This window comes from Leifsonia sp. NPDC058248, assembly GCF_042881905.1.
In the GTDB taxonomy this organism is placed as follows: Bacteria; Actinomycetota; Actinomycetes; order Actinomycetales; family Microbacteriaceae; genus Leifsonia.
On record NZ_JBHVXB010000009.1, the window covers coordinates 78,427 to 102,416 of the forward strand.

The window sequence follows — 23,990 nt, forward strand, 5'->3', positions numbered from 1 at the left end:
TTCTCGGCGCACCCCTCGCCCCCCCCTTTGTCGACCGGTTTGGGTGGCTCTAAACGGGTTTTTCCCCCCCCCCAAGTCCGGGCTCGAGAGCAGCGGCGCGCGTCAGCGCAGCGGCGCGCGTTAGCGCAGCTCTTGGCGCGGCATCACGAGTTCCCGGATGATCAGGATGACGCCTGCAGAGATCGGGATCGCGACCAGCGCACCCGCCAGCCCGAAGAGGGTCGATCCGGCGAGCGCCGAGATCAGCACGACCGAGCCGGGGATCTGCACGGCCTTGCCCATCACCTTCGGGGTGAGGATGTACGCCTCCACCTGCATGTAGATCAGCATGAAGATCAGCACGATCACCGCCGACACCGGCGAGTGGAGCAACGCCAGGATCGTCATGGCGATCGTGGTCAGTACAGTTCCGATCAGCGGGATGAGCGTGATGAAGAACGCCGCGATGCCGATGAGGAACGCCGCAGGCACCCCGGTGACAAGCAGCAGGAGCGTGCTGTAGACCGCGTTGAAGAAGGCCAGGATGACCATCCCGCTCAAGTACCGGCCGAAGTTCTGCAGGATGCGCTCGGAGTAGTTGATGAACGTCTGACGGCGGGAGGCGGCCACCAGCTTGTACGCGGCCTGCTTGGTCGCGTCGTAGGTGGCGATGAAGTAGATCGTCAGGATCAGCACGAAGAATCCCGACGTGACCGCGTCGATCACCGACAGGCCGAAGCCGAGCACGCCGCTCCCGACCGCGGCCCACACCTTCGGGTCTTCGGCCTCCTTCGCGATCCAGTTGGTGACGTCGCCGAGCACGCCGTTGCTGGTCTGATTCGCCGAGTCGAACCAGCCCTCGCTCTTCAGGACGGCGATCTCCTTCGGGATCACCTGCACCAGGTACGTGATCTGGCTCACGATCAGCGGCACGACCACCCAGACGATCGCGATCATCACCCCGACGATCAGCAGGATGACGGTGACGATCGCCCACGGGCGCGAGAAACTGTGGCGCTGGAACCACCGGATGAGCGGGTCGAGTCCGACCGTCGCGAAAGCCGCGAAGAACACCATGAACAGGATGGAGCGCAGCCCGTAGAGGGCGAAGCCCGTGGCGACGGCGCCGATCGCGCCGAGCGAGACGAGGTACCCCCACTGGACCGGACTGCGATCACGGAAGGCGGGAGCCTTGGCCGCCGGAGCCTGGACCGCCGGCGCCGCGGCGAGCGGTGGCTGCTTGGATGAACGCATCGTCGTCTCCCCAGAACGTGGATGCTGCTCACCCTAGTGCGAAGCCGCCCGGCGGCCTCGCGCTAACGCCGACGTGTTCTCGACAGCGTCGCCACGGCCACCAGGTACCACACGGCGCCGAACGCGGAGTATCCGGCGAAGGTGACGATGCCCGCCTTCGGCGACCCCGCCATCAGGATGAACGACAGACCGGCGAGCACCGAGAGGCCGCCGCTGATCAGCATCGGCCATTGGCCGCCGATCGACCGCCGTCGCAGGGCGACCGTCAGCTGCACGGCTCCGGAGACGAGCGCCCACGCGCCGAAGACGACGATGGCGGCCTGCAGGCCGGCGAACAGTGCGATGACCATCGCGATCACGGCGACGGCGTCGATCCCGGCGTTGACGAGCTGCGGGAGCCGGCTTCCGGATCGTCCGGAGACGCGCAGATCCCAGAGCGTCGCGACGAAGTCCCAGGCCGGGTAGACCACCAGCAGGATCGCCGCCGCCGGGGTGAGGCCTCCGGCGACGGTCACGGAGAACGTGAGGGTGAGCACGAGGATCACCCAGACGATCGAGAAGGCGGCTCTCACGAGGTAGAGGGTGCGCAGCGCTCGCGCGACGTCGGTGGGGCTCGAGACAGGTACGGCAGGACTGGTCATGTTGAGAACACGAGACGCGGGCGCGCGGAGTTCACGCGCGAGCATCCGGATTCGCGTCAGCAGGCCGGGCGCGCTACCAGGCCGACGCGGGCGCGGTGACCACTTCGACGGGTCGCGTGCTCCAGTGCGTTCCGTTGCCGTAATGGCTCGAAGCCCACGGCGAGGCCCAGATCGCTTGAGCCGTCACGTCGGCCGAGGTCCCCGCCGCCAGTCCGGCGACGATCCCCGGGTAGCCGCGCTGCAGGTTCTCCGCCGCATACCGCGCCGCGTCGGTGAGGTTCGCGTAGCTGCCGAGTCCCGCTCCCCCGCCCGAGCCGTAGCCGTTGTTGAGGGGGTTGTTGCGGTTCCACCAGTCGGGCGGGCCGTTCTCCTGGCGCATCCAGCGCAGCATCACGGTGACGTTCTGCTCCGTCTGCGGCCAGCCGCCGAACATGAGGACGAGCTTGGCCCAGTCGGCGTTCGTCCCGTTGCTGGTGAGCGTCTGCACGCCGTCGGTCGCACTCGCGCCGTCGCGGACCACGGTCTGGGCGCTGACCCCGCCGATCACCTGCATGGTCTGCCCGGCCGAGCGCTCGTCCACGGGGATGCTCGCCGCCTGCGCCCGCTGGGTCGGCGCGATCGAGAGCCCCGCGATCAGCGCGAGGGCCGTGAGTCCGAGGGCGATCCGGTTGTGCAGGGGCAGCCGGACGGCGACGATCGGGGTCGCTACGCGAGGGCGCGCCGAACGGCGGCCGTGAGCGTTGTGGGGGGTTCCGGGCTGCATACCCGATCGACAGTACCAAAGGGCTCCCCGTTGGGGAACCTCGCACCGGATGCTCTGAGCACTGTCGCAGGCCCGGACGATCGATCATCCCGGCGAGCCGATGGATCAGGTGCGGCGCCGCGCGACAGGCCAGGCTGGGACCATGGCAATCGACACCGCATCCGTGCCCGCCGTGGGCCCGGCCTCCCCCGGGTCCCCCTCGACCGCCCGCCGCTCGTCGTGGGCGGGCGTCGTGTCGTTGATGATCGGTGTCTTCGCTCTGGTGACGAGCGAGTTCCTTCCCGCCAGCCTGCTGTCGCCGATCGCCTCCGGCCTGAACGTCAGCGAGGGCACAGCGGGTCAGGCCGTCACGGCGACCGCGCTCGTCGGCATGATCGCCGGTCCGACCGTCGGGATGCTCTTCCCGCGTCTCGACCGGAGGACCCTGCTGGTCGGTCTCGCCCTTCTCGCCGCGTTCTCCAACCTGCTCGTGGCGGTCGCGCCCTCGTTCTGGCTGCTCGTCGTCGCCCGGTTGCTGCTCGGTGTGGCGATCGCCGGTTTCTGGTCGATGGCTCTCGCCGTGTCGGCGCAGCTCGTCGCCTCCCAGCACCTGGGTCGCGCGATGATGATCGTCAACACCGGCGTCTCGGTCGCGACCGTCGTGGCCGTTCCACTCGGCGCCTACCTGGGTTCGCTGTGGGGCTGGCGCACGGTGTTCCTCCTGGTGGCCGCGGTGTCCGTGCTCTCCGCGATCGTGCAGATCATCTGCCTGCCGAAGGTGGCGGCCGCCGCCGTCTCCGGGCCGCGCACCCTGTTGGAGACTCTTCGTTCGCCGGTCATGATCATCGGCCTGGCCGGCATCGCGCTGCTCGCGGGCGGCCATTTCGCGAGCTTCACCTACATCCGGCTCGGTGCTGCGGACATCCCGGGCCTCGACGCCGGTGGGCTGGCCATCATCCTCGCCGCCTACGGCGTCGGCGGATTCTTCGGCAACCTCGCCGCGGGCATCCTGGCCGACCGCCGTCTGCGGTTCGCCCTGGTCGCGATGCCCGTCACCATCGGAGTCGCAGTCACCGTGTTCGCGCTCCTTCCGAACGTCGTGCCGCTCGCCTTCGCGGCCGTGGCGGTGTGGGGCTTCGCTTTCGGCGGCGTCCCGACGCTGGTGCAGACCTGGGCGGCACGCGTCGAGCCCGACCGGATGGAGGCGGCCGGCGGACTCGTCGTGGCCAGCTTCCAGATGGCGATCGCCCTCGGTGCGGCGGCCGGCGGACTGCTCGTGGACGGCGCCGGGGTGACCGACGCGTTCCTCGCCGGCGGTGTCGCCGCTGTGCTCGGCGGAGTGCTGCTCGGGCTCGCGCGCAAGCGGACGTCGACGCGGGGAGCGGCGGCGAACGAAACCCCCGTGACCGACGCTCGAGCGACCGACGCTCTAGCGGCCGGCGACTGAGGCGCGCGCGACCTCGCGGCGCCAGGTGGCGGGGCTCGACCCGGCATGGCGCCGGAACGCCCGGCTGAACGCCGCCTCCGAGCCGTAGCCCAGCCGCAGTGCCGTCTCGGCCACATTCAGGCCGTCGCGCACGAGGAGGTCCTTCGCCTGCTCCATCCGGATGCTCGCCAGGTAGCGCGCCGGAGACACACCCACCAGCGCGTGGAACCGTTCGGCGAAGGCCGAGCGCGACGCGCGGGCGACGCGGGCGAGGCTCTCGACTGTCCAGGCGCAGCCCGGATCGTCGCGCATGGCCGCGATCGCCAGCGCGATGTACGGATCGCGCACGGTCACGAGCCACTGGTCGGGTGCGCAGCCGTTCTCCACCCATGACCGCACCGCGGCGGCAGCGACGATCGTCGCGATCCGGCTGCTCATCACCGTCGTTCCGGCGCGCACGTCGCCGAACTCGCGGGCCAGGCCGTCGATCAGCGAGGCCATGTGCGGTTCGCGCACGAGGAAACCGCACGCGACCAGCACCTCGGGCAGCGCCGCGAGGAGCGGATCGGCCGCCGGCGAAGCGAGGTCCAGCTCACCGGATGCGATGAGCGCGTCGTCGAGCGACCGGATGCGGTGGGCACCGGCCCCCGGCAGCAGCAGGAAGTCACCGGCCTCGAGCACGACAGGCGACATCGCGCCCTGCACCTCGACCGTACCGGAGACCACGTAGTGGAAACGCACGCGGCCGCCCGCGATGTCGGTGCCTCGGCCGCGCGGGAGTTCGAGGCGGCGGAAGTCGAGCAGCGTCCACTCCAGGCGGGCGAGCACATGCTCCAGCCCGTCGTCATCGGCGAGCGCCGTGCCGAGAACCGTCTCCGCCATGCTCATGGAAGGGGCAACCAAGCGACCACGGCGCTCATTCCCGGCCGAGGGCGATCCGCCGACTGCGCCAGTAGTCGTACTGGGCCCACGGATCGTCCACGCCGGCGCTGAGTTGCACCACGTGCTCGGCGAGGGCGTCGTGGAGCTCGAACCATTCGGTCCGCGGGATGCGGTACGCGGCGAACTGGAGGTGGCGCTTGTGCTCGAGCATCCGGCCGCCCTGCTCGAACGCGAGCACCTCGTCGTGCGGGAGGCTGGCCAGCCGCCGGCGCGGGTTGGCCGACGTGCCGATCTTGATGCGGTCGCGGAACCGGATGTAGTAGACGACGTCCACTCGGGAGTCGACGACCTCGGGGTCGGGGATGTCACCGACGCGCCACTCGCAGATCGCGCATAACCAGCCGGACGGGTAGCGCGCCCCGAGGCGGGAACCGCACGCCAGGCACGGCGACGGCAGGAGATCGGTGACGCCGACGTCGCGGACGACCCAGTCGTAAGCGGCGAGCAGATGCGTGGTGCAGAGCGCGATCGGAGCATCCGGAGCCGCCGGTTGCGGGCAGCGCTCACCGGTGTCGAGGACGACCCCGCACTGCTCGCTGCGTTCCATGCGGGAAACGGTAGTCGCCACGTCCGACGGACGGGCCGCTACGATCGGCGACTATGGCAGAACGAATCGCGCTCGTCACCGGGGCGGGCCGCGGCCTCGGGGCGGAGATCGCCCGCACGCTGGCCGCCGACGGCTGGACGGTGGCGGTCAACGACCTCGTTGAGCCGTCGGCGCAGGCGACCGTGGATGCGATCCGCGCGCAGGGCGGAGAAGCCGCGGCCTTCGCTGCCGACGTCACCGACGAGGACGCCGTCGCCGGCCTCGTGGCGCGGATTACCGCATCCCTCGGCCCGGTGACCGCGGTCGTCGCGAACGCGTCCGGGCCGCAGCCCGAGATCCCCCTCGAAGACCTCGCCTGGACCGACGTGCTGCCCCACCTCGAGTTCTTCGCCAAGAGCCCGCTGCTGCTCGCCAAAGCGGTGCTGCCCGGCATGAAGGCGGCGGGCGGCGGCCGGATCGTCCACATCGGCTCCGACCTGTTCGAGCGCGGCGACCCCGGATGGTCCGCCTACATGGCCGGAAAGGGTGCGATGCTCGGGCTCACGCGCGGCTGGGCGCGCGAGCTCGGCCGGTACGGCATCACCGTCAATCTCGTCGCGCCGGGCTGGATCCCGGTCGAGCGGCACGGCACGCTCACGCCCGAGGTGGAGGCCGGCTGGCAGCGGCAGCAGGCTGTTCAGCGGATGGGCATCCCCGCCGACGTCGCAGCGACCGTCGCGTTCCTGGTCTCCGACAAGGCGGCGTTCATCACCGGCGAGCGCATCGCGGTGAACGGCGGGCAGTACCTGGGCTGACCGGTGAGGGGCACGCTCAGCGCTCACCCGTCTCGGTCGGCAGCCCCGAACGGAGCTCGGCGTACACCTCGGTCAGCTCCGTGCTGCGGGCGAGCGGGCCGGCCTGTCCCGTCCACAGCGACTGGAGGTCCGCGAGACCCTGCTTCGTGGCCTCCGCACGAAACCGGCCCGTCAGCCAGTTCTGCACCGGGAACGGCGCGATCACGCCGCTCTGCTCGATGCTCCGCACCACACGGTTCGGGATGCCCCGCGCCAGCCTCCCGCTCATCGCGCGCGTGAGCACGGTGCCGTGCGCCGGGGCCTCCTGGATGGCCCGTCGGTGGGCGTCGTTGATGGCGGACTGCCGGGTCACCAGGAAGGCGGTGCCCACCTGCACCCCGGCGGCGCCGAGCGCGAAGGCGGCCCGCACCCCGCGCCGGTCGGCGATGCCGCCGGCGGCGATCACCGGAACACTCACGGCGTCAACGACCTGCGGCACGAGCGGGAAGGTGCCGACCAGGGAGTCCTCCGCTCGACGCAGGAACGACACCCGATGGCCCGCAGCCTCCGCGCCCGTCGCGACGACCGCATCCGCCCCGCCCGCCTGCAGGGCCCGAGCCTCCTCCACCGTCGTCGCCGTTGCGACCACCATGATGCCGCGCGCCCTCGCCTCGTCGACGAACGCGGGAGCCGGCATCCCGAACACGAAGCTCACCACCGCCGGGCGCGCGTCGAGCACGGCCTCCAGCTGCTCGTCGAACGACGGCAGGTAGCGTTCCGGCTGCGCGGGCGGCTCCATTCCCACCTCCCGGAAGAACGGTTCGAGCGCCGCGACGTAGGCCGCGAACTGCTGAGGCGTCACCTCGCCCGGCTGGACCTCGTCGTGCGCGACCCACAGGTTGAGGGCGAACGGCTTCCCCGTGCGCTCCCGGATGGCGTCGACGGTCTCCGCGATCCGCGTCGCGTCGTACCCGTACAGGCCGTACGACCCGAGCCCGCCCTGCTCGCTCACCCCGGCCGTCAGCTCGACCGACGAGAGACCGCCGAAGGGCCCGAGCACGATGGGAGCGGCGACCCCGAAAAGCTCTGCCAGATCCATGGTCATTGCGACTCCTCACGTCTGAGGCAATCCTCCTCCAACGGATCATCCGAATGGGATGACGCCTGCGCTCGCGCCGAGACGTACATTCGAGCAACATGAGCGACTATCCACTGATCGCAGAGCACGGCCTGATCGGCGACCTCCAAACAGCGGCACTCGTCTCGACGGATGGGACGATCGACTGGTTCTGCAGCCCCCGCTTCGACTCGCCGAGCATCTTCGGCTCGCTGCTGGATGCCGAGCACGGCGGTCACTTCAGCATCCGGCCCCACGACGACTCGTACACCGCCAAGCAGCTGTACCTCCCCGACACGGCCATCCTGATCACCCGGTTCCTCACCGAGGGCGGCGTCGGCGAGGTGCTCGACTTCATGCCGATCGCCGAAGGCGGGGCCGGCGACCGCCACCGGCTGGTGCGAGCGCTCCGCTGCGTGCGCGGCTCGATGCAGTTCGACATCGAGGTCGCTCCGCGATTCGACTACGGCCGGCAGACCCACACGGTGACGGCCACCGACGACGGCGCGGTCTTCACGGCGGCCGACATCACCATGACGGCGAATCTCGTCCGGGATCCGTCGGACGAGCGGCTGGGGCGCGTCGAGTCGACGCCGGACGGCGACCTGCGCGTCTCGGTGGCCCTGAAGGAAGGGCAGCTGCGCGGCGTCGTCATCGAGACCGGCACGGGCAGCGGCAAGCCGCCTCAGGCCGTGTCGAGTGATGTCGCCGGGCGGCTCTTCGACGGCACCTCGCATTTCTGGCAGGACTGGGTGGGTCAGTCGACGTACACCGGGAGGTGGCGCGAAGAGCTCGAGCGGTCGGCGATCACCCTCAAACTCCTCACCTACGCGCCGACCGGAGGCCTCGTCGCGGCGCCGACGGCCGGGCTGCCGGAGCAGATCGGCGGCGAGCGCAACTGGGACTACCGCTACACCTGGGTGCGCGATGCGTCGTTCTCCGTCAACACCCTGGTCCGGATGGGCTTCGTCGACGAGGCGACGGCGTTCGGCCTCTGGCTTCGCGACCGGGTGACCGAGGAGACGGACAGCGACACCGGGCCGTTGAACATCATGTATCGCATCGACGGCGACCCGAACCTGTCCGAGGAGACCCTCGACGGGTGGGAAGGCTATCGCGGCTCGTTCCCGGTGCGGATCGGCAACGGCGCGGCGGATCAACTGCAGCTCGACATCTACGGCGAAGCCCTCGAGGCGCTGTACAACGCCAACAGCCGCGGCATCCAGATCGGTCAGCCCGGGTGGCAGGCCCTGCTCAGCATCCTCGACTGGCTCGCCGACCACTGGGACCAGCCCGAGGAGGGGATCTGGGAGACCCGCGGCGGACGCAAGGACTTCACCTACGGCCGGCTGATGTGCTGGGTGGCCTTCGACCGTGCGATCCGGCTCGCGACCCAGTACGGCCGGCCCGCGCCCATCGAGCGGTGGATGACGGAGCGCGACGCGATCTACAACCAGATCATGGAGAAGGGCTGGAACAAGGAGCGCCGTGCGTTCGTGCAGCAATACGGCGAGACCGTCCTCGACGCGTCCCTGCTGAAGATGACGCAGGTCGGCTTCGTGTCGCCCCAGGACCCGATGTGGCAGGACACGCTGCGGGCGATCGAGGAGGAACTCGTCTCCGACAGCCTGGTGTACCGCTACAACCCGAGCGCCTCACCCGACGGCCTCCAGGGCTCCGAGGGCACCTTCTCGCTGTGCACCTTCTTCTACGTGGATGCACTGGCGCGTGCGGACCGCCTGGATGACGCACGGCTCACCTTCGAGAAGATGCTCACCTACTCGAACCACCTCGGCCTGTTCTCGGAGGAGATCGCTCCGACCGGCGAACAGATCGGCAACTTCCCCCAGGCGTTCACCCACCTGGCTCTCATCGACGCCGCGATCACCTTGAACGACCGGCTGGATGAGGCGACTGCGCGCGGTCGGCGGCGCGGCTAGCTGCCAGCGACGGTCAGAACGATTCGCCGGTGGGATCTTCGACGGCGTGGTCGGCCAGCGCCTCACCGCCGATCGGCTCGCTCTCCCATTCGAGAAGCCGCCAGCCCAGCGCGAAGTCGCCCTCGACCACGACCAGTCCGGTGTTCGACAGCATGTGCTCGCGTGCGAAGTCCGCGTCGATGTTGCCCGCCCTCAGGCCGACCCAGGTGCGGATCGCCGCCCCGTGGCTCACCACGGCCAGCGTGCCGTCGTCGCCGGCCGCGGTCATCGCCTGCGCGATCGCGCCGTCGTACCGCGCGAAGAACCCGTGGCCGTCCTCCGCGCCCGGGATGCGCACGTCGAGGTCTCCCGATGCCCAGGCGATGAAGGTGCTCAGGTAGGTCCCCACCGACGACTTGTCGCTCTTGCCTTCGAGCGACCCCGCCTCGATCTCCCGCAGTCCGTCGAACACCAGCGGGTGTAGAGAGAGCGCTGCGGCCAGGGGAGCCGCCGTCAGCTTCGTGCGCACCAGCGTGCTGATCGCGATCGCGTCGATGTGCTCGTCGTGCAGGGCCTGCGGCAGCGCTTTGGCCTGCTTGCGGCCCAGGGCGGTCAGGCGCGGGCCCGGGACGCTGGTGCCCAGGGCGCCCCGGACGTTGTCGGGGGTCTGGCCGTGGCGGATCAGGAGAAGTCGCATAGGACACTCAGACTACGACCGTCGGGTGACAACGCAGGCGATCGCGCGTTGACATTCGTCCGGCTGGGGCCATGCTGTGACGGGAGGACCTCACATGAAGATCGCCATCATCGGTACCGGCCGGGTCGGCAACACCCTGGCCGAAGGATTCGTCGCTGCAGGTCACGACGTCGTGTTCGGATCACGCGACCCCGACGATCGGCCGGGCCTGCCCGTTCCGGTGCTCACGACGACGGCCTCCGTCGAGGGCGCCGACGTGGTCGTCGCCGCCGTTCCCGGCCGGGACACCCCCGCCATCCTGCGCGAGATCGGAGCCGCCGCTCTGGCCGGCAAGGTGCTGATCGACGTCGGCAACGCTCTCGGCGACTCCTTCGACCTGCTCTACCCGAACGCCGGCCTCGGGGCGGCCCTCCAGGCCGCGTTCCCGCAGACCAGAGTCGTCAAGACCTTGAACACCGTGAGCGCCCCGCTCATGGCCCACCCGGGCGCGATCCCGCAGACCGCCGTCTTCCTCTCCGGCGACGATCCGGACGCCAAGAAGGTGGTCGCCGGCCTGCTCGAGGACCTCGGCTGGCCCGCGAAGGCGCGCATCGACCTCGGCGACATCTCGACCGCCCGGGCGACCGAGCACTACTTCTTCCTCTCGATGGACATCGGCCGTGCCCTCGGCACGACGACGTACGGGATCGCCGTCGTCAGCTAGCGCGGGAGAATGGGGTGTGCACAATCTCGGACTCCTCTTCGACGTCGACGGGCCGATCGCCAGCCCGATCACCCGCACCATCAACATCCGGAGCATCGTCACCGACCTGGTCGCGATGACTGCCGCCGGCGTGCCGATCGCGTTCATCACGGGCCGCTCGGGCGACTTCATCCGCAACCAGGTGGTCGCCCCGCTCTGCGATGCCGGCCTCGGCGACGCACTCGAGGAGCACGGCGCGCGCATGTTCGGCGTGTTCGAGAAGGGCGGCGCCTGGGCGGCGATCACCGGCGACGGGATGGGCGAGGTGACGGTCGACGAGACGGTGGCGTTCGGCGCCGACGCGGTCGACGGCATCCGGATGCTCGTCCGCGACCGCTTCGCCGACACGATGTTCTTCGACGAGACCAAGCGCGCGATGATCTCGGTGGAGCAGCGGACCGACGTGGACGCCGCGACCTATGCCGAGGCGCAGGGCCGCTTCCAGGACGCCGCCTTCGACCTGCTGACCGGCCTCGGGATCGGCCTGCGGTACGGCGAGCGCAGCGCACCGGATGCCGCAGGCGGTGTCCCCTTCCGCATCGACCCGACGATCATCTCCACCGACATCGAGTCGGTGCTGCTCGACAAGGACCGGGGCGCCCAGCGCGCGTTCGACTACTTCGCCGCACGGGGCGAGCTGCCCCGTCGCTGGCGTTCCATCGGCGACTCCCGCAGCGACTACCTGATGGCCGACTTCGTGCACAACGCCGGCTTCGACGTGGCCCACGTCGACGTGCGGCCCTCCGACGGCATCCTGGACCGCCCCTACGAGGTGATCACGATCGGCGACGCCATCCACGACACCGCCGGCGCCGAGTTCCTCGCGCACTGGCGCAACGAGCTCGGCCTGGCCTGACCCCGACGCGGGCGGTCGCCGCTCCGCTCAGGGATTGAGCGCGGTGTCGCGCAGCACGAGAGCAGCCGGCACAGGCGTCGGGATGCTCCCGCTGCTCTCCCCCGCCTTGCGCATGCCCTCGCGGCGGAGCTCGAGCTGGGCGACGATGATCGCGGCGAGGTCCTGGAGGTTCGCGATGTCGGACGCCGAAGCCGTCCCCGGCTCGAAGTCCAGCACTGACAGGGTGCCGATGGTCTCGCCGTCCTGGCGTTTGAGCGGGACGCCGACGTAGAAGCGCACGGCGAGCGGCCCCTCGACCAGCGGGCTTCCCTTGGCCCGGGGATCGTTGCGCGCGTCCTCGACGATCACGGGCTCCTCCTGGGGCACGGTCGCCTTGGACAGGTCGACCTCCCGCGCGATGCGGGCGACCTCGGCCCCGTAGTGCGACGTGAACCAGGTGCGGTCGTGGTCGACGACGCTGACGATCGAGATCGGCGCTGAGAGCATCCGGGCCGCCATCGCCGTCGCCCGGTGGAGCGCCTCCGTCGGGAGGGTGTCGAGGGCATCCGGCGCCGTGATCTCCACGGTGACGGGACCTCCCGCCGGAAAGAGGGTCTCCGCCTCCTTGTGGCGGCCGCTTTCGGCGATGACGATCTGCTTCAGCGCCGAGACCAGCTCTCGGCCTTCGGGGCGGGCGGCCGGATCCCGCCGGGTCATCGCTCCGAGCAGCTCGCGCCACCGGGTCGGCAGCTCGCCGGGGATGTGCGGATCGCGCGAGAGCCGTGCGACCGCGGACTCCACCATCGAGCCCGGGAACTCCTTCTTCAGCGTGAAGCACTCGAGGAGCACGAGCCCCAGCGAGTACACGTCGGTGGCGGCGGTCACCGGGGCGCCGCTCGCCTGTTCGGGGCTCAGGTAGGCGGCGGTGCCGGTGGTCTGGCCTTCGGCCGTCATCCGTTCGATGTCGTCGAACAGCGCGATGCCGAAGTCGGCGAGTTTGGCGCGCGCCCGCGAGGAGCCGTTGCCGTAGTCGACGAGCAGGATGTTCGAGGGCTTGATGTCCCGGTGGATGACCCGCCGGGCATGCACGTACTCCAGCACCTCGGCCATGTCATAGCCGATCTCGGCGATGTGGCGCCCCGAGATGGGAGCCTCGAAGAGCCTCGTCTGCAGATTGCTCCCGTGCACCATCGGCATCACGAGGAAGCGACGGGTCCGGCCGTTGCTGTCGCGGGCGACCCCCGCGTCGATCATCGCGACCAGACCGTGGTGGTCGAGGCTCGCGAGCACCTGGAGCTCGCCCTCCTGATGTCCGGCTTCTCCGACACCGGCGTGGTAGAGCTTGACCGCCACCGTGCGCCCCAGCGCCTCGTCGTAGGCCCGGTACACGGTGGCCATTCCGCCGCGTCCCACGACGGAGTCAAGCCGGTATCGCTCTGCGAATACCTGGGAGACGACATCGTCGTCAACGGCGAAGGCCATGGTCACCTATCTCTCGTTTGTCAGTGTCGCTGATCGTGTGAGAATCACCAAGCTGAGAATTGGGGGTTGACCAGGGGCTCTGTATGGTGCATAGGCCGCAGCAGCGCATGGCGCGCCGGGCCGGCCGGGCGCGAACATCATCCCTCCTGGATGACGACCCGCCTCCGACGCGCCGCTAGTTTTTTGCACATACCCGCTCGCCGCACCCGCCGAACACACCCCATGATCTGAATCGAATCGTGGCGACGTCTGCGCGGAGGCGGCCGAAGGAGGAGTGCCATGACAGGGAATTCGATGTCAGCGCCGGCCGTGCCGAAGACGGCGACCGGATGGTGGGCGCTGCTCCCGCTCGCGCTCGCGCAGTTCATCTGCTCCTTCGCCGGCTCGAACATGAACGTGATGCTCAACGACATGAGCCACGACCTCGACACCACGGTCCACGGCATCCAGATCTCGATCACGCTCTTCCTGCTCGTGATGGCAGCGCTGATGATCCCGTTCGGCAAGCTGACCGACCAGCTCGGGCGCAAGGTCTGCTTCGTCCTCGGGCTCGCCGTCTACGGTGTCGGCGCCGTCGTCAGCGCCCTCTCGCCCGGCATCGGCCTTCTCATTCTGGGGAACTCGATCCTGGAGGGCGCAGGCACGGCCCTCCTCATCCCTCCGGTCTACATCCTGGTGACCATGTACTGGACGGGGATCGCCGACCGAGCGCGGGCGTTCGGGATCGTGAGTGCCGCGGGCGGTGTCGGCGCCGCGACCGGTCCCCTGATCGGCGGCTGGATCTGCAGTGCCATCAGCTGGCGGGCCGCGTTCCTCTTCCAGGCGCTCATCATCGTGGTCATCCTGATCCTGGCAGTGCGGATCAAGGATCCGCGGCCGGCGGATCCGGACCGCCCGTATGACGTGGTCGGTGCGATCCTGTCGGGGTTCGGACTGATCGTGTTCGTGCTCGGCATCCTCGCCGCCGACAACAACCTGTGGCTGTGCCTCGGGCTCATGATCGGCGGCGCCGCCGTGATCGCACTGTTCTTCTGGTGGGTACGGCGGAGGGAGGCGACAGGCAAGGAGCCGTTGCTCTCCACCAAGCTCTTCCGCAACCGCGTCTCCAACCTCGGGATGATCACCCAGAACCTGCAATGGCTGCTGCTGATGGGCACGTCGATGCTCGTCGCGAGCCATCTGCAGGTGGTCCGCGGCTACGACGCGATCCAGACCGGCGTCATCTTCAGCGCCGCGACCGTCGGCATCCTGGGGTCGTCCCTCGCCGCGGGCGCGCTGGTGAAGCGGTTCGCTCAACGAAGTCTGATCATCACCGGCTTCCTGATCACCGGTGCAGGCCTGATCCTGCTTCTCATCGTGGGCGCCGTCCCCGGCGCCTGGCCGTTCGCCCCTGGGCTGCTCGCGATCGGGATCGGTGTCGGCGTCATGCTCACCCCGAGCGTCAACCTGGTGCAGTCGGCCTTCCCGGAGGAGCAGCAAGGGGAGATCTCCGGCCTGTCGCGCAGCATCTCCAACCTCGGGTCGAGCTTCGGCACGGCGATCGTCGGCACCCTGCTGGTGCTCAACGTGCACGGGCCGAACGACCAGTACGTCCTCGCGCTCTCGCCGCTCGTGGCGGTCGCGATCATCGGCACGATCGTCGCGGGCTTCCTCCCGGGCCGTCAGGCCCTCACGCCGAAGCCGGCGACGGCCGCGGCTCAGCCCTGACCGTCGTCCGCGGGTCGCCGTCAGGCCGTGGTGACAGCGTCCAGCTTGCCGATCAGCGCGGCGACGTTCTCGCGGACCCGCTCCGCACCCCAGAAGGACTCGAGGAACCGGTGGTTGGCGGCGAGCTCGTCGTCGCTGAGGGGTGGAGGGAGAGGGCCGGCCGATCGCAGCTCGGACGTCGACCGCACGGATGCTCCGGCCTGCCGGAGGAACTCGTAGACGGGATTCGCGTCGTCGAGGAAGATGGTCGCGCCCGCGTACAGGGCGGTGCCGATGTTGCCGAGCCCCTGTTGCCGCCGCTGGTTCATGATCACGATGTCGCAACCGGCGACGAGCTCGTTGTACTCGTCGAGGGGCATCCGCTCGATGAGAGGCAGGAAGGCGGCCCCGAACAGCTGCGTCCCCCGCTCGGCGATCGCGTCCCGGTACGTGGGGTCGCCGTAGTTCAGGGGGACGATGATCCGGCGTCCCCCGAGGTCACGCCCGGCGAGCAGCTCGAAGGCCTCGAGGTGGTTGTTGCTCGGAGTCGCCGAGTTGCCCACCAGCACCCCGCCGCCCTTCTCACGATCGGCGCCGACCGTGGCGAAGGTCTCTTCGAGACTCGCATAGTTGAGCTGGCTGTACTGCCCGTGGAACTGCGGGAACTGCGACCGGAAGACGGGCTCGTCGGTCGGCACGGGAGCCGAGAAGTAGTCCGCGCGCGCCGCCGCTCTGCGCGTCAGCCGGCGCGCGAACAGGTACCAGGCCGAGCCGAACGCGCGTCGCAGGGGCACTCGCGTTGCCGCCTCCGTCTGGGCGAGGCCGGCTGCGAGCTCGCGCGTCTGCGGCCCGAGCAGCTCGTGATTCCCGTAGTAGTCGAAGCCGAATCCGCTCCAGACGGTAACGGTTTGCGGACGGGCGCGCGCGAAGGCCGCCGCAGCGTGGGGTGTCATCGAATGCGCAACGATGAGGTCGCATTCCCGGCGCCGGGCGAGCAGGGCGACGACACCGCGACGGGACGGCGACACCACGTGCACTGCGCCGCGCGCAATGGGGTGGCGCAGCGTCTCGTCGTCTGAAGACCCCACGACGAGGTACTCGTTGGCTCCCGGCGCGACCGACTCGAACACGTTCGCGGCGAACTGGAGGAACTGTGAATCGGGCCCGATGTGCACGATCTTCAGCGGTCGTCGCGCCGGCACGTCAGCGCTTTCTCACGGCGGGCACACCGGCGACGAGCGAGCCGGAATCGACCGAGCGGATGACACAGGCGCCTGCAGCGATGACAGCGCCATCGCCGACGACCAGCGGCGCATCCGGTGTGCCGTTGATGATGCTCGCCCCGACCCCGACGAAGACGCCGTCTCCGATCCGGACATTGCCCGCGACGTGGACGCCCGGAGACACCGTCGAGAAGTCGCCGACGCGGGAATCGTGGGAGACGGTGCACGCTGCGTTGACATGCGCGTGGCGGCCGATCGTTACGTTGGTCGTGAGAACCGAACCGGGGAAGACGACGGCGCCCTCGCCGATCGCGACGCGCGCCGAACGCTCCACCCCCGGATGCACGATGGTGGCAGCGGATGCTCCGCGGGACTCGATGACACCGGCGATGCGCCGACGCGACGCCGGGTCGCCGACCGCCACCACGAATCGCGAGTCCGGCCCGAGCTCCTCATCGCCGAGCAGCCTGACCGGATGACCGTCGACCGTTCCGCTCGCATACCGCGGGTCGTCGACCAGGAACACGATCTCGGGCACGTCGCGCCAGGCGCTCTCGGCGAGCCAGGCGATCTCGCGCCCATGTCCCCCGGCGCCGAAGAGGTACAGTCTCGAGAAGCCGAGGTCGAGTTCAGAGCGCATGGCCGCCGGTGAGTACGCGGATCATCTCGGAGATCGACGCGACCGCGTCCTCGTCGACCGCGGTGCCCGTCGGCAGCACGATCACGCGCGCTGCCACCTTCTCGGTGTTCGGCAGCAGGGCGCCGGCATCCGGGTAGAGGTCGCGGTACGGCTGCATACGATGGCAGCCCGGCCAGAAGTACTTGCGGGCGAGGACGTTCTTCGAGATCAGAGCGGCGACGATCTCATCGCGCGACACCGGGCCGTCGTCGACTTCGACGGTGATGTACTGGAAGTTGCATTCCTCGGCTTCGTCGTACTGCGTGAGACGGACCCCGGGAATGCCGCTCAGAGCGTCCTGGTAAGCGGTGTAGTTGCGGTGATTGGTCTCGATGACGGCATCGACGCCCGCCAGGTTGGTCAATCCCATCGCCGCGCACACTTCGGTCATCTTGGCGTTCGTCCCGTCCGAGACGACGTTGTCGTGCCCGGCGAATCCGAAGTTGCGCATCAGTCGGGCGGCCGCGGCGATCTCGTCGTCGTCGGTCACGACGGCGCCGCCCTCGAAGGTGTTGAAGAACTTCGTCGCATGGAAGCTGAAGATCTCTGCACGGCCGAATCCGCCGATCCGCTTGCCGCCCAAGGTGGTGGCGAAAGCGTGTGCGGCGTCGAACATCAGCTGGAGGCCGTGCTCGTCGGCGATCTCCTGGAGCTCGCGCACCGGCGCAGGCCGGCCCCACAGGTGCACGCCGATGATGCCCGTGGTGCGCGGCGTGATCATCCGGCGCACCGACTCCGGGTCCAGATTGTGCGTGAGGGGGTCGATGTCGGCGAACACCGGCGTGATCCCCTGCCACTGCAGGGCGTGCGCGGTCGCCACGAACGTGTACGACGGAACGATCACCTCGCCGGAGAGACCGAGAGCCCGGATGGCGATCTCGAGCGCGGCCGTGCCGTTGCTCATCGCGACGCAATGCTTGACGCCGGCGAAGTCCGCGATCCGCTGCTCGAAGTCCTGCACGAGCGGGCCGTCGTTCGAGAGCCACCGGCGCTCGAACATCTGGTCGACCAGCCCGTCGAACATCGCGCGGTCGCCGATGTTCGGCTGCCCGACATGCAGAGGCCGCTCGAATACCGGAATCGCCTGCCACTCCGCCGAATCCACCGCGGTCCGACTCAGTCCGGACTCCATGCCAACTCCTCACTGCGCACGACCTTCGAGGGCCATGGCCGGTTACCCAGCTTACGCGACGGGTCCGTCCGACTTCAGGCGCGGTCGGCGTCGCCCCGGGTCGCGAGGGCGAGCGGGAAGTCCCAGCCGTCGAACCAGCTGACCGCCTTCACCCACGACGCGTCAACGGCCTCTGTGGCCGGCCGGCCGCTCTGGGTCATCGAGTCGGTCAGCGCACGCACCTGCACGGCGAGTTCCGCCAGGCTGGTTCGCGTGAGCTCCCACGATGCATCGCTGAACACACCCGAGCTCCGGAGGTGCATGCGGCACGGAAGCGTCCCCGCCACGGGTGTCACCCCTGCCGCGGTCGCGCACTCCGGGCAGACGCCGGCCGCCCAGTTCGGCCGCGTCTCGATCATCCATCGTTCGGTGAAGCGCATCCGGTTCGCTTCGGCGGTCAGCCGCCGAAGGTCCAGCCCGGCGTGCGTGACGAGGATCCCGGGAGGTGCGCCGCCGCGCACCTCCGCGCAGATGACGCATTCGCCGTGCCGGTCGAGCATCTGCATGCGACCGTGCCGGCCGGTGCCGAGCCGGTCGACCATCGACTCCAGGAGGTCGGTGTAGAGGATCGAGAGGTCGAAGGGCTGATGGCCGCCGCGAGCGCCGGCGCCCGCCTCCCACAACTCGATCTCGACCACCGCGTACGCCCACGAGTGGCGCACGCACATGCCCCAGTGCTCGCGCAGCCGGCGGCGGATGGGGTCGCTCAGGATGTCGCCGTGGATGAAGTCCCACAGCACGCGCACTTCCTCCGTGCTGAGCTGCGCCTCGGCCGACCGGGCCGGCGGCCGGTCATAGCGCTCGTCGTCGCGTGCGTCGGTCACGGCAGCACCCGAGTCGCTCTCAGCCCGGTCATCTTCGCGAAGGTCTTCACAATTTCCCCGTCTCCCGGCAGCATACGTGGGGTGATGAGTACTGTGGCAGGTCCGGCTTAGCGGATTCTTAGTGGCCGGTCAGCAGGCTGGGATGTCACCACGAAAGGCGATCGATGAACCTGCTGCAAGCTCTGATCCTCGGCATTGTCGAAGGGATCACCGAGTTCCTCCCGGTCTCCAGCACGGGCCACTTGACCATCGTCGAGAAGCTGCTGGGGTTGACGGTGGACAACAAGGGCGTCACCGCGTTCACCGCGATCATCCAGGTCGGCGCGATCCTCGCTGTCATCATCTACTTCCGTTCGGACATCGCGCGGCTCTTCCTCGCCTGGATCCGCGGGCTCGGCAACCGGGAGGCCCGCGAGGACCCGGACTACCGGCTCGCCTGGTACATCATCGTCGGCTCCATCCCCATCGGCATCGTCGGCTTCCTCGCCAAAGACCTCATCTCGGGCGGCCTGCGCAATCTCTGGGTGGTCGTCGCCGCCCTCGTGCTGTGGAGCATCGTGATGTGGGCGGCCGAGCGCGTCGCCACCCAGAAGCGCGACGAGCGGAACGTCACCCTCGTCGATGCCATCGTGATCGGGCTCTTCCAGGTCATCGCCCTCGTCCCCGGCGTCTCCCGGTCGGGCGCCACCATCAGCGGCGGCCTCTTCCGCGGGCTGAACCGCGTCGCAGCCACCCGGGTCTCGTTCTTCCTCTCCATCCCCGCCCTGGTGGCGGCCGGCGGTTACGAGGGCGTCACCCAGGCGGGAGCGATCAGCGACTCGGTCGGCTGGCTGCCCACGATCCTGGCGACGATCGTCAGCCTCCTCGTCGCGTACGCTGCGATCGCCTGGCTGCTCCGCTTCGTGGCGAAGCATCCGATCACCGTCTTCATCTGGTACCGGATCGGCCTGGCGGTCCTGGTGTCCGCCCTGCTCCTGACGGGCGTCATCACGGCGACCTGACCACAGGACCCGCAGGATTCCCTCCTCCTAGACTGTCGTCATGGCTGCCCCTGAACTGACCATCCGGACCGTCACCATCCCCGTCGCCGACCAGGATCGCGCGCTGGCGTTCTACCGCGATGTCCTCGGCTTCGAGGTACGGGCCGACAACACGTTCGGCGACCAGCGCTGGCTCTCGGTCGCCCCCGTCGGCAGCTCGGTCGATTTCACCCTGCACCCGCCCTTCCCCGGCCGGGCCGGTCCCGGCTGGCAGCAGGGCCTCGTGTTGCACACCGACGACATCGAAGCGGTGATCGCGGCGCTGCGCAAGGGCGGCGTCGACGTCGCCGACGCCGAGCGTCAGGGTTGGGGCATCCAGACGCAGTTCGCCGATCCCGACGGCAACGGGTTCGTGCTCCTCCAGCAGGGTGGCGGCCCTCAGGACGCCTAGTGCCGACCCGAGCCTGACGACGCGCGAACTGGCAGGCTGGCTCTCGTGAGTGAACCCGACATCGACCGGCTGCGGAGCGAGGCTGCGGCACGGGCATCCGCTCGCCCACGGTTGCCCTTCGAAGGCACCGTCACCGACGAGATCGTCGGATCGGTGCCGGTGCGGTGGTACCGGCCGGAGACCACCGCGCATCCGGATGCCGGCGTCGTCTTCCTGCACGGCGGCTACGGGGTCCTCGGCGATCGGGACCTGCAGGACGGCTACTGCCGGCGGATCGCGGGCATCCTGCGCCTCACGGTGCTCTCGGTCGACTATCGTCTGGCGCCCGAAGCCGACCTGAGAGCATCTGGAGAGGACGCCGTCGCCGGTGTCGCGGCGCTGCGGGCATCCGGCGTCGGAGACGTCGTGCTGTGGGGCGACTCGGCGGGCGGGGCGGTGGCGCTCGTCGCCGCGCGCCGTTCACGGGTGGCGGCGCTCGTCCTGACCAACCCGAACGTCGACCTCACGTTGAGAGGATTCGATGCCGAAGCCGCGGGAGGACCGGGGCTGGAGCTGTCGGAGTGGGCGTTCGCACGCTGGGCCGGCGCCGGCCGCCTGCAGGATGCGCCCGACCTCGCCGCCGACGTGCGCGGGCTGCCGCCGGCGTTCGTGGCCGTCGGTTCCGCCGACTCCCTGCTCGACGACGCGCGCCGGTTGGTTCAGCAGTGCCGGGAGACGGGCATCCGCGCCGAACTGCAGGTCGTGCCCGGCGCGTCGCACGGCTTCATGGGCGGTCCGGATGCCGCGACCGTCGAGGACGTCATCCGCCGGGCGGGCGCCTTCGTCGGCTCGGTAGCATGAAGCGCATGTCCATCAAACTTGAGAACGTCGGCATCGCTGTTCGCGACCTCGAAGCAACGATCTCCTTCTTCACCGACCTCGGTCTCACGGTCCTCGGCCGTGACGAGGTCAGCGGTGAGTGGGCCGACACCGCCGTCGGCCTCGATGGCAACCACGCCAAGATCGCGATGCTCCAGACGCCGGACGGTCAGGGTCGCCTCGAGCTCTTCGAGTACATCCACCCCGATGCGATCGAGACGGAGCCCACTCGTCCCAACGAGATCGGCATGCACCGCGTCGCGTTCTCCGTCGACGACATCGACGGCGCGCTTGAGATCGCGGCGAGGCACGGCTACCGTCCGCTTCGTGGGGTGGCGACCTATGAGGACGTCTACAAGCTGACCTACGTCCGCGGTCCCAGCGGCATCATCGTGATGCTCGCCGAGGAACTGAAGAAGGGCTGACCACCGTTCGCCCCGCGCGCGTAGAGTCGGGGCGTGTCCAGCGACGATCTCGGACCCCGCACTCTCCCCGCGACCCAGCGGCAGCGGCGGGCCTGGCGGAAGCTGGCGTCCACGTACGACCAGAAGATGGATCGGACCGAGCGCCGGCTCCTCGCGGGCACGCGCGAATGGATCGGCCGGCGAGCATCCGGCCGGGTTCTCGAAGTCGCCATCGGCACCGGACGGAACCTGTCCCATTACGACCGCGGCGTCAGCGTCACCGGCGTCGACCTCAGCCCCGAGATGCTCGCGATCGCCCGCAGACGCGCGGCTGAGCTCGGACGCGCCGTCGAGCTTCTCGAAGGCGACGCGGAGGCGCTGCCGTTCGACGACGCGAGCTTCGACACGATCGTGTGCGCGCTCGCGCTCTGCTCGATTCCACGAGCCGGTACCGCCGTTCGGGAGATGGCGAGGGTCGTCCGTCCCGGCGGTTCCGTCCTCCTCGTAGACCACATCGGCAGCACCTGGCCGCCGATCTACGCCGGCCAATGGCTCATCGAGCGGTTCACCATCGCGACGGAGGGCGAGCACCTCACGCGGCGGCATGTGAACGAGGCGCGATCGGCCGGGCTCCAGATCGTCGAACGCGAGCGCCTCCAAGCCGGAATGGTCGAACGGATCCGGGCCACGCGACCCGGATGAGGCCCGCCCCGACGCCGCCGCCCGACCTCAGTCGTTCAGCGGAGGATCCCCCGTTGCCGCGCGACGGAGACGGCGGCGGTGCGGGAGGTCACGTCGAGTTTGGTGAAGATGTGCGCCAAGTGCGACTTCACCGTGGTCTCGGTGATGAACAGTTCGGCAGCCACCTCGGTGTTCGAGCGACCTGCGGCGACGAGCTCGAGCACTTCGATCTCGCGGGAGCTGAGGCTCACCCGTGGCGCACGGAGCCTGTTGAGCAGCCGGGTCGCGATGACCGGGGCCAGCGCGCTCTCCCCGGCGGCGGCCGCGCGCACGGCGGCGATCAGTTCGTGCGGAGGGGCGTCCTTGAGGAGGTAGCCGCTCGCGCCGGCCTCGACGGCGCCCAGGATGTCGGAATCGGAGTCGTAGTTGGTCAGCACGAGCACGTAGGGGGCTGCGTCGAGGGCCCGGATGCGGCGGGTCGCGTCGGCTCCCGTCACCTGCGCGCTCGCACCGAACTGGAGGTCCATGAGCACGACGTCGGGGTTCTCCCACTCGACGGCCGCGACCGCAGCATCCGGCGTGTCCGCTTCGGCGACGATCTCGAAGTCGTCCTCCAACGCGAACAGTGCCACGAGCCCCGCGCGGACGATCGGGTGATCGTCGGCGATCACCAGGCGGATCATGGTTCCACCACCGGGTCGAGCGTCACGGCGAGCGCGGTGCCACGACCGGGGGCGGAGTCCACGGTGAGCGTTCCGCCCAGCTGCTGGACCCGCTCCCTGGTGGCCTGCAGGCCGAACGAGTCCGACTTTCCGGTGCGCGAGGCTGTCGCGGCGAGCGGATCGAACCCCGTGCCGTCGTCGACGATCGTGAACCGCAGTTCGTCGTGGTCGACCTCGAGGCTGATCGCCGCGGTGGTCGCGTGTGCGTGCTGGATGACGTTCGCGATCGCTCCTTGCGCGATCCGCAGCAGGGCGGTCTGCAGGTGCATGGGGAGCGCGACCGTGTCGGAGACCCGCACGCTCACGTCGAGGCCCTGCGCAGACCACTGGGATTCCGCCAGGCGGCGGAGGGCGCCCCCGAGGCCGTGGTCGTCGAGTTCGGGAGGGGTGAGCTCCTGGATGAACCGGCGGGCGTCGGCGAGGTTCGCCGCCGCCGTTTCGCGCGCCAGCCGGATGTGCTCGACACCGGGACGGTCGGGGTCGGCGCGTTCGGCGGCGTAGAGCAGCATCTGGATGCTGGACAGCCCTTGGGCGAGCGTGTCGTGGATCTCCCTGGCCAGCCGCGCGCGTTCGGCGAGCACGCCGGACTCATGCTCGGTGGCCGCGAGCTGTCCCCGGGTCTCCAGCAGTTCGCTCATCAGGCGCTCGCGTTGCGCCGCCTCGCGGGCGAGCGCCTGGTAGCCCAAGCCGATCAGGAGCGCGACCCCGGCTCCGACCAACGGGCCCACGACCCCGCCCACCGTCCACCCATCGTGGATGCCCAGAGCGGTGATGGCCACGAGGGTCGAGATCAGGATCGCGACCGAGCCCCACCACCGTCCGAGCAGGTGGAGGTAGAGGAAGAACAACGGGAAGACGAGGTAGGCGGCTTCCGGAATCAGCCACAGGAGCACTGCCCATTCGATCGTGAGGGCAGCCAGCCAGACGAGCCTCCACGTGCGGCCGGCCCGCCGTGCCGGACGGGCCAGGAAGGCGCCGATCCCGTACGTCGCGGCGAGGATCAGCGACAGGACGATGACGGCCCCGCTGTTGTCGGTCGGCGCAAGCAGTGCGCGGGCGACGACCAGGACGATGAGCGCGACGAAGAGTGCGTGCAGACCGGCGCGCAGCCCCACAAAGACCGGGGTCAATGGGGTAGCTGTCATGAGCTGAACATTACGCGTCGGCTCGCCCGCCTTCATCGTCCGAAAGGACGAGTGCGACCTCCTCCGTTCG

The 23,990-nt window shown here is 69.6% G+C and carries 25 protein-coding genes; 11 read left to right on the forward strand and 14 right to left on the reverse strand.

Features of this window, described 5'->3' with window-relative positions; all coding sequences use genetic code 11:
• Nucleotides 1-120 precede the first annotated feature (120 nt).
• The 3 genes from ACFVV5_RS15170 to ACFVV5_RS15180 form a co-directional block, all read right to left on the reverse strand.
• A complete protein-coding gene (locus ACFVV5_RS15170) occupies nt 121-1,233 on the reverse strand; it encodes an AI-2E family transporter (RefSeq protein WP_387245746.1) in 1,113 nt (370 codons plus the stop codon).
• A gap of 62 nt (nt 1,234-1,295) precedes the next feature.
• Entirely contained in the window at nt 1,296-1,874 is a 579-nt protein-coding gene (locus tag ACFVV5_RS15175; RefSeq protein ID WP_387245748.1) for a DUF308 domain-containing protein, read from the reverse strand.
• A gap of 73 nt (nt 1,875-1,947) precedes the next feature.
• Complete coding sequence (locus ACFVV5_RS15180; RefSeq protein ID WP_387245750.1) at nt 1,948-2,637, reverse strand: hypothetical protein; 690 nt, start codon at nt 2,635-2,637, stop codon at nt 1,948-1,950.
• Between the two features lie 142 nt (nt 2,638-2,779).
• Between ACFVV5_RS15180 and ACFVV5_RS15185 the strand changes: the two genes are divergently transcribed.
• A complete protein-coding gene (locus tag ACFVV5_RS15185) occupies nt 2,780-4,063 on the forward strand; it encodes an MFS transporter (protein ID WP_387245752.1) in 1,284 nt (427 codons plus the stop codon).
• On the opposite strand, the gene ACFVV5_RS15190 is transcribed toward ACFVV5_RS15185, so the two are convergent.
• Together ACFVV5_RS15190 and ACFVV5_RS15195 are read right to left on the reverse strand one after the other, a co-directional pair.
• Nucleotides 4,046-4,930: an AraC family transcriptional regulator gene (locus ACFVV5_RS15190; protein WP_387245754.1), complete on the reverse strand. Its 885-nt coding sequence runs from the start codon at nt 4,928-4,930 to the stop codon at nt 4,046-4,048. The two genes, ACFVV5_RS15185 and ACFVV5_RS15190, sit on opposite strands and share 18 nt — an antisense overlap.
• Nucleotides 4,931-4,958: 28 nt before the next feature.
• Nucleotides 4,959-5,531: a GIY-YIG nuclease family protein gene (locus ACFVV5_RS15195; RefSeq protein WP_387245756.1), complete on the reverse strand. Its 573-nt coding sequence runs from the start codon at nt 5,529-5,531 to the stop codon at nt 4,959-4,961.
• A gap of 53 nt (nt 5,532-5,584) precedes the next feature.
• Here ACFVV5_RS15195 and ACFVV5_RS15200 point away from each other — a divergent pair, with 53 nt between their 5' ends.
• Complete coding sequence (locus ACFVV5_RS15200; protein WP_387245758.1) at nt 5,585-6,325, forward strand: SDR family NAD(P)-dependent oxidoreductase; 741 nt, start codon at nt 5,585-5,587, stop codon at nt 6,323-6,325.
• A 16-nt stretch (nt 6,326-6,341) separates the two neighbouring features.
• Here the strand turns inward: ACFVV5_RS15200 and ACFVV5_RS15205 are convergent, their stop codons facing one another.
• The gene (locus tag ACFVV5_RS15205) at nt 6,342-7,409 is read right to left on the reverse strand and encodes an NAD(P)H-dependent flavin oxidoreductase (RefSeq protein WP_387245760.1); all 1,068 of its coding nucleotides are present in this window, start codon (nt 7,407-7,409) and stop codon (nt 6,342-6,344) included.
• Between the two features lie 92 nt (nt 7,410-7,501).
• Here ACFVV5_RS15205 and ACFVV5_RS15210 point away from each other — a divergent pair, with 92 nt between their 5' ends.
• The gene (locus ACFVV5_RS15210; protein ID WP_387245762.1) at nt 7,502-9,361 is read left to right on the forward strand and encodes a glycoside hydrolase family 15 protein; all 1,860 of its coding nucleotides are present in this window, start codon (nt 7,502-7,504) and stop codon (nt 9,359-9,361) included.
• Between the two features lie 13 nt (nt 9,362-9,374).
• On the opposite strand, the gene ACFVV5_RS15215 is transcribed toward ACFVV5_RS15210, so the two are convergent.
• Nucleotides 9,375-10,037 carry a histidine phosphatase family protein gene (locus ACFVV5_RS15215; protein ID WP_387245764.1) on the reverse strand — a complete coding sequence of 221 codons (663 nt, stop codon included), beginning with the start codon at nt 10,035-10,037 and terminating at the stop codon, nt 9,375-9,377.
• Between the two features lie 94 nt (nt 10,038-10,131).
• On the opposite strand from ACFVV5_RS15215, the gene ACFVV5_RS15220 reads away from it, so the two are divergent.
• Together ACFVV5_RS15220 and ACFVV5_RS15225 are read left to right on the forward strand one after the other, a co-directional pair.
• A complete protein-coding gene (locus ACFVV5_RS15220) occupies nt 10,132-10,740 on the forward strand; it encodes an NADPH-dependent F420 reductase (RefSeq protein WP_387245766.1) in 609 nt (202 codons plus the stop codon).
• A 16-nt stretch (nt 10,741-10,756) separates the two neighbouring features.
• Entirely contained in the window at nt 10,757-11,635 is an 879-nt protein-coding gene (locus ACFVV5_RS15225; protein WP_387245767.1) for a hypothetical protein, read from the forward strand.
• 27 nt (nt 11,636-11,662) lie between these two features.
• Here the strand turns inward: ACFVV5_RS15225 and ACFVV5_RS15230 are convergent, their stop codons facing one another.
• On the reverse strand, nt 11,663-13,096 hold the full coding sequence (locus ACFVV5_RS15230; RefSeq protein WP_387245769.1) for a protein kinase: 1,434 nt from the start codon (nt 13,094-13,096) through the stop codon (nt 11,663-11,665).
• 279 nt (nt 13,097-13,375) lie between these two features.
• On the opposite strand from ACFVV5_RS15230, the gene ACFVV5_RS15235 reads away from it, so the two are divergent.
• Nucleotides 13,376-14,803 (forward strand): MFS transporter, encoded by a 1,428-nt coding sequence (locus ACFVV5_RS15235; protein WP_387245771.1) that lies wholly within the window; start codon nt 13,376-13,378, stop codon nt 14,801-14,803.
• A 20-nt stretch (nt 14,804-14,823) separates the two neighbouring features.
• Here the strand turns inward: ACFVV5_RS15235 and ACFVV5_RS15240 are convergent, their stop codons facing one another.
• The 4 genes from ACFVV5_RS15240 to ACFVV5_RS15255 all read right to left on the reverse strand — a co-directional run bounded on the left by ACFVV5_RS15240 (nt 14,824) and on the right by ACFVV5_RS15255 (nt 18,679).
• Nucleotides 14,824-15,984: a TDP-N-acetylfucosamine:lipid II N-acetylfucosaminyltransferase gene (locus ACFVV5_RS15240; protein WP_387245773.1), complete on the reverse strand. Its 1,161-nt coding sequence runs from the start codon at nt 15,982-15,984 to the stop codon at nt 14,824-14,826.
• Between the two features lies 1 nt (nt 15,985).
• On the reverse strand, nt 15,986-16,645 hold the full coding sequence (locus ACFVV5_RS15245; protein ID WP_387245775.1) for an acetyltransferase: 660 nt from the start codon (nt 16,643-16,645) through the stop codon (nt 15,986-15,988).
• On the reverse strand, nt 16,635-17,816 hold the full coding sequence (locus ACFVV5_RS15250) for a DegT/DnrJ/EryC1/StrS family aminotransferase (protein ID WP_387245778.1): 1,182 nt from the start codon (nt 17,814-17,816) through the stop codon (nt 16,635-16,637). The genes ACFVV5_RS15245 and ACFVV5_RS15250 overlap by 11 nt, the downstream gene beginning before the upstream one ends.
• 74 nt (nt 17,817-17,890) lie before the next feature.
• The gene (locus tag ACFVV5_RS15255) at nt 17,891-18,679 is read right to left on the reverse strand and encodes a hypothetical protein (protein WP_387245780.1); all 789 of its coding nucleotides are present in this window, start codon (nt 18,677-18,679) and stop codon (nt 17,891-17,893) included.
• 164 nt (nt 18,680-18,843) lie between these two features.
• Here ACFVV5_RS15255 and ACFVV5_RS15260 point away from each other — a divergent pair, with 164 nt between their 5' ends.
• From ACFVV5_RS15260 to ACFVV5_RS15280, 5 genes are read left to right on the forward strand one after another with little or no spacing between them, the layout of a single operon-like run.
• Complete coding sequence (locus tag ACFVV5_RS15260) at nt 18,844-19,680, forward strand: undecaprenyl-diphosphate phosphatase (RefSeq protein ID WP_387245782.1); 837 nt, start codon at nt 18,844-18,846, stop codon at nt 19,678-19,680.
• 40 nt (nt 19,681-19,720) lie between these two features.
• A complete protein-coding gene (locus ACFVV5_RS15265; protein WP_387245784.1) occupies nt 19,721-20,110 on the forward strand; it encodes a VOC family protein in 390 nt (129 codons plus the stop codon).
• Between the two features lie 45 nt (nt 20,111-20,155).
• Nucleotides 20,156-20,950 (forward strand): alpha/beta hydrolase, encoded by a 795-nt coding sequence (locus ACFVV5_RS15270; protein WP_387245786.1) that lies wholly within the window; start codon nt 20,156-20,158, stop codon nt 20,948-20,950.
• 5 nt (nt 20,951-20,955) lie between these two features.
• Nucleotides 20,956-21,393, forward strand: coding sequence for a VOC family protein (locus ACFVV5_RS15275; protein ID WP_387245788.1), 438 nt, complete (start codon nt 20,956-20,958; stop codon nt 21,391-21,393).
• Between the two features lie 33 nt (nt 21,394-21,426).
• Nucleotides 21,427-22,074 carry a class I SAM-dependent methyltransferase gene (locus ACFVV5_RS15280; protein ID WP_387245790.1) on the forward strand — a complete coding sequence of 216 codons (648 nt, stop codon included), beginning with the start codon at nt 21,427-21,429 and terminating at the stop codon, nt 22,072-22,074.
• Between the two features lie 35 nt (nt 22,075-22,109).
• Here the strand turns inward: ACFVV5_RS15280 and ACFVV5_RS15285 are convergent, their stop codons facing one another.
• Both ACFVV5_RS15285 and ACFVV5_RS15290 read right to left on the reverse strand, forming a co-directional pair.
• Nucleotides 22,110-22,736 (reverse strand): response regulator, encoded by a 627-nt coding sequence (locus ACFVV5_RS15285; protein ID WP_387245792.1) that lies wholly within the window; start codon nt 22,734-22,736, stop codon nt 22,110-22,112.
• Complete coding sequence (locus ACFVV5_RS15290) at nt 22,733-23,920, reverse strand: sensor histidine kinase (protein ID WP_387245794.1); 1,188 nt, start codon at nt 23,918-23,920, stop codon at nt 22,733-22,735. The genes ACFVV5_RS15285 and ACFVV5_RS15290 overlap by 4 nt, the downstream gene beginning before the upstream one ends.
• Between the last annotated feature and the right edge of the window lie 70 nt (nt 23,921-23,990).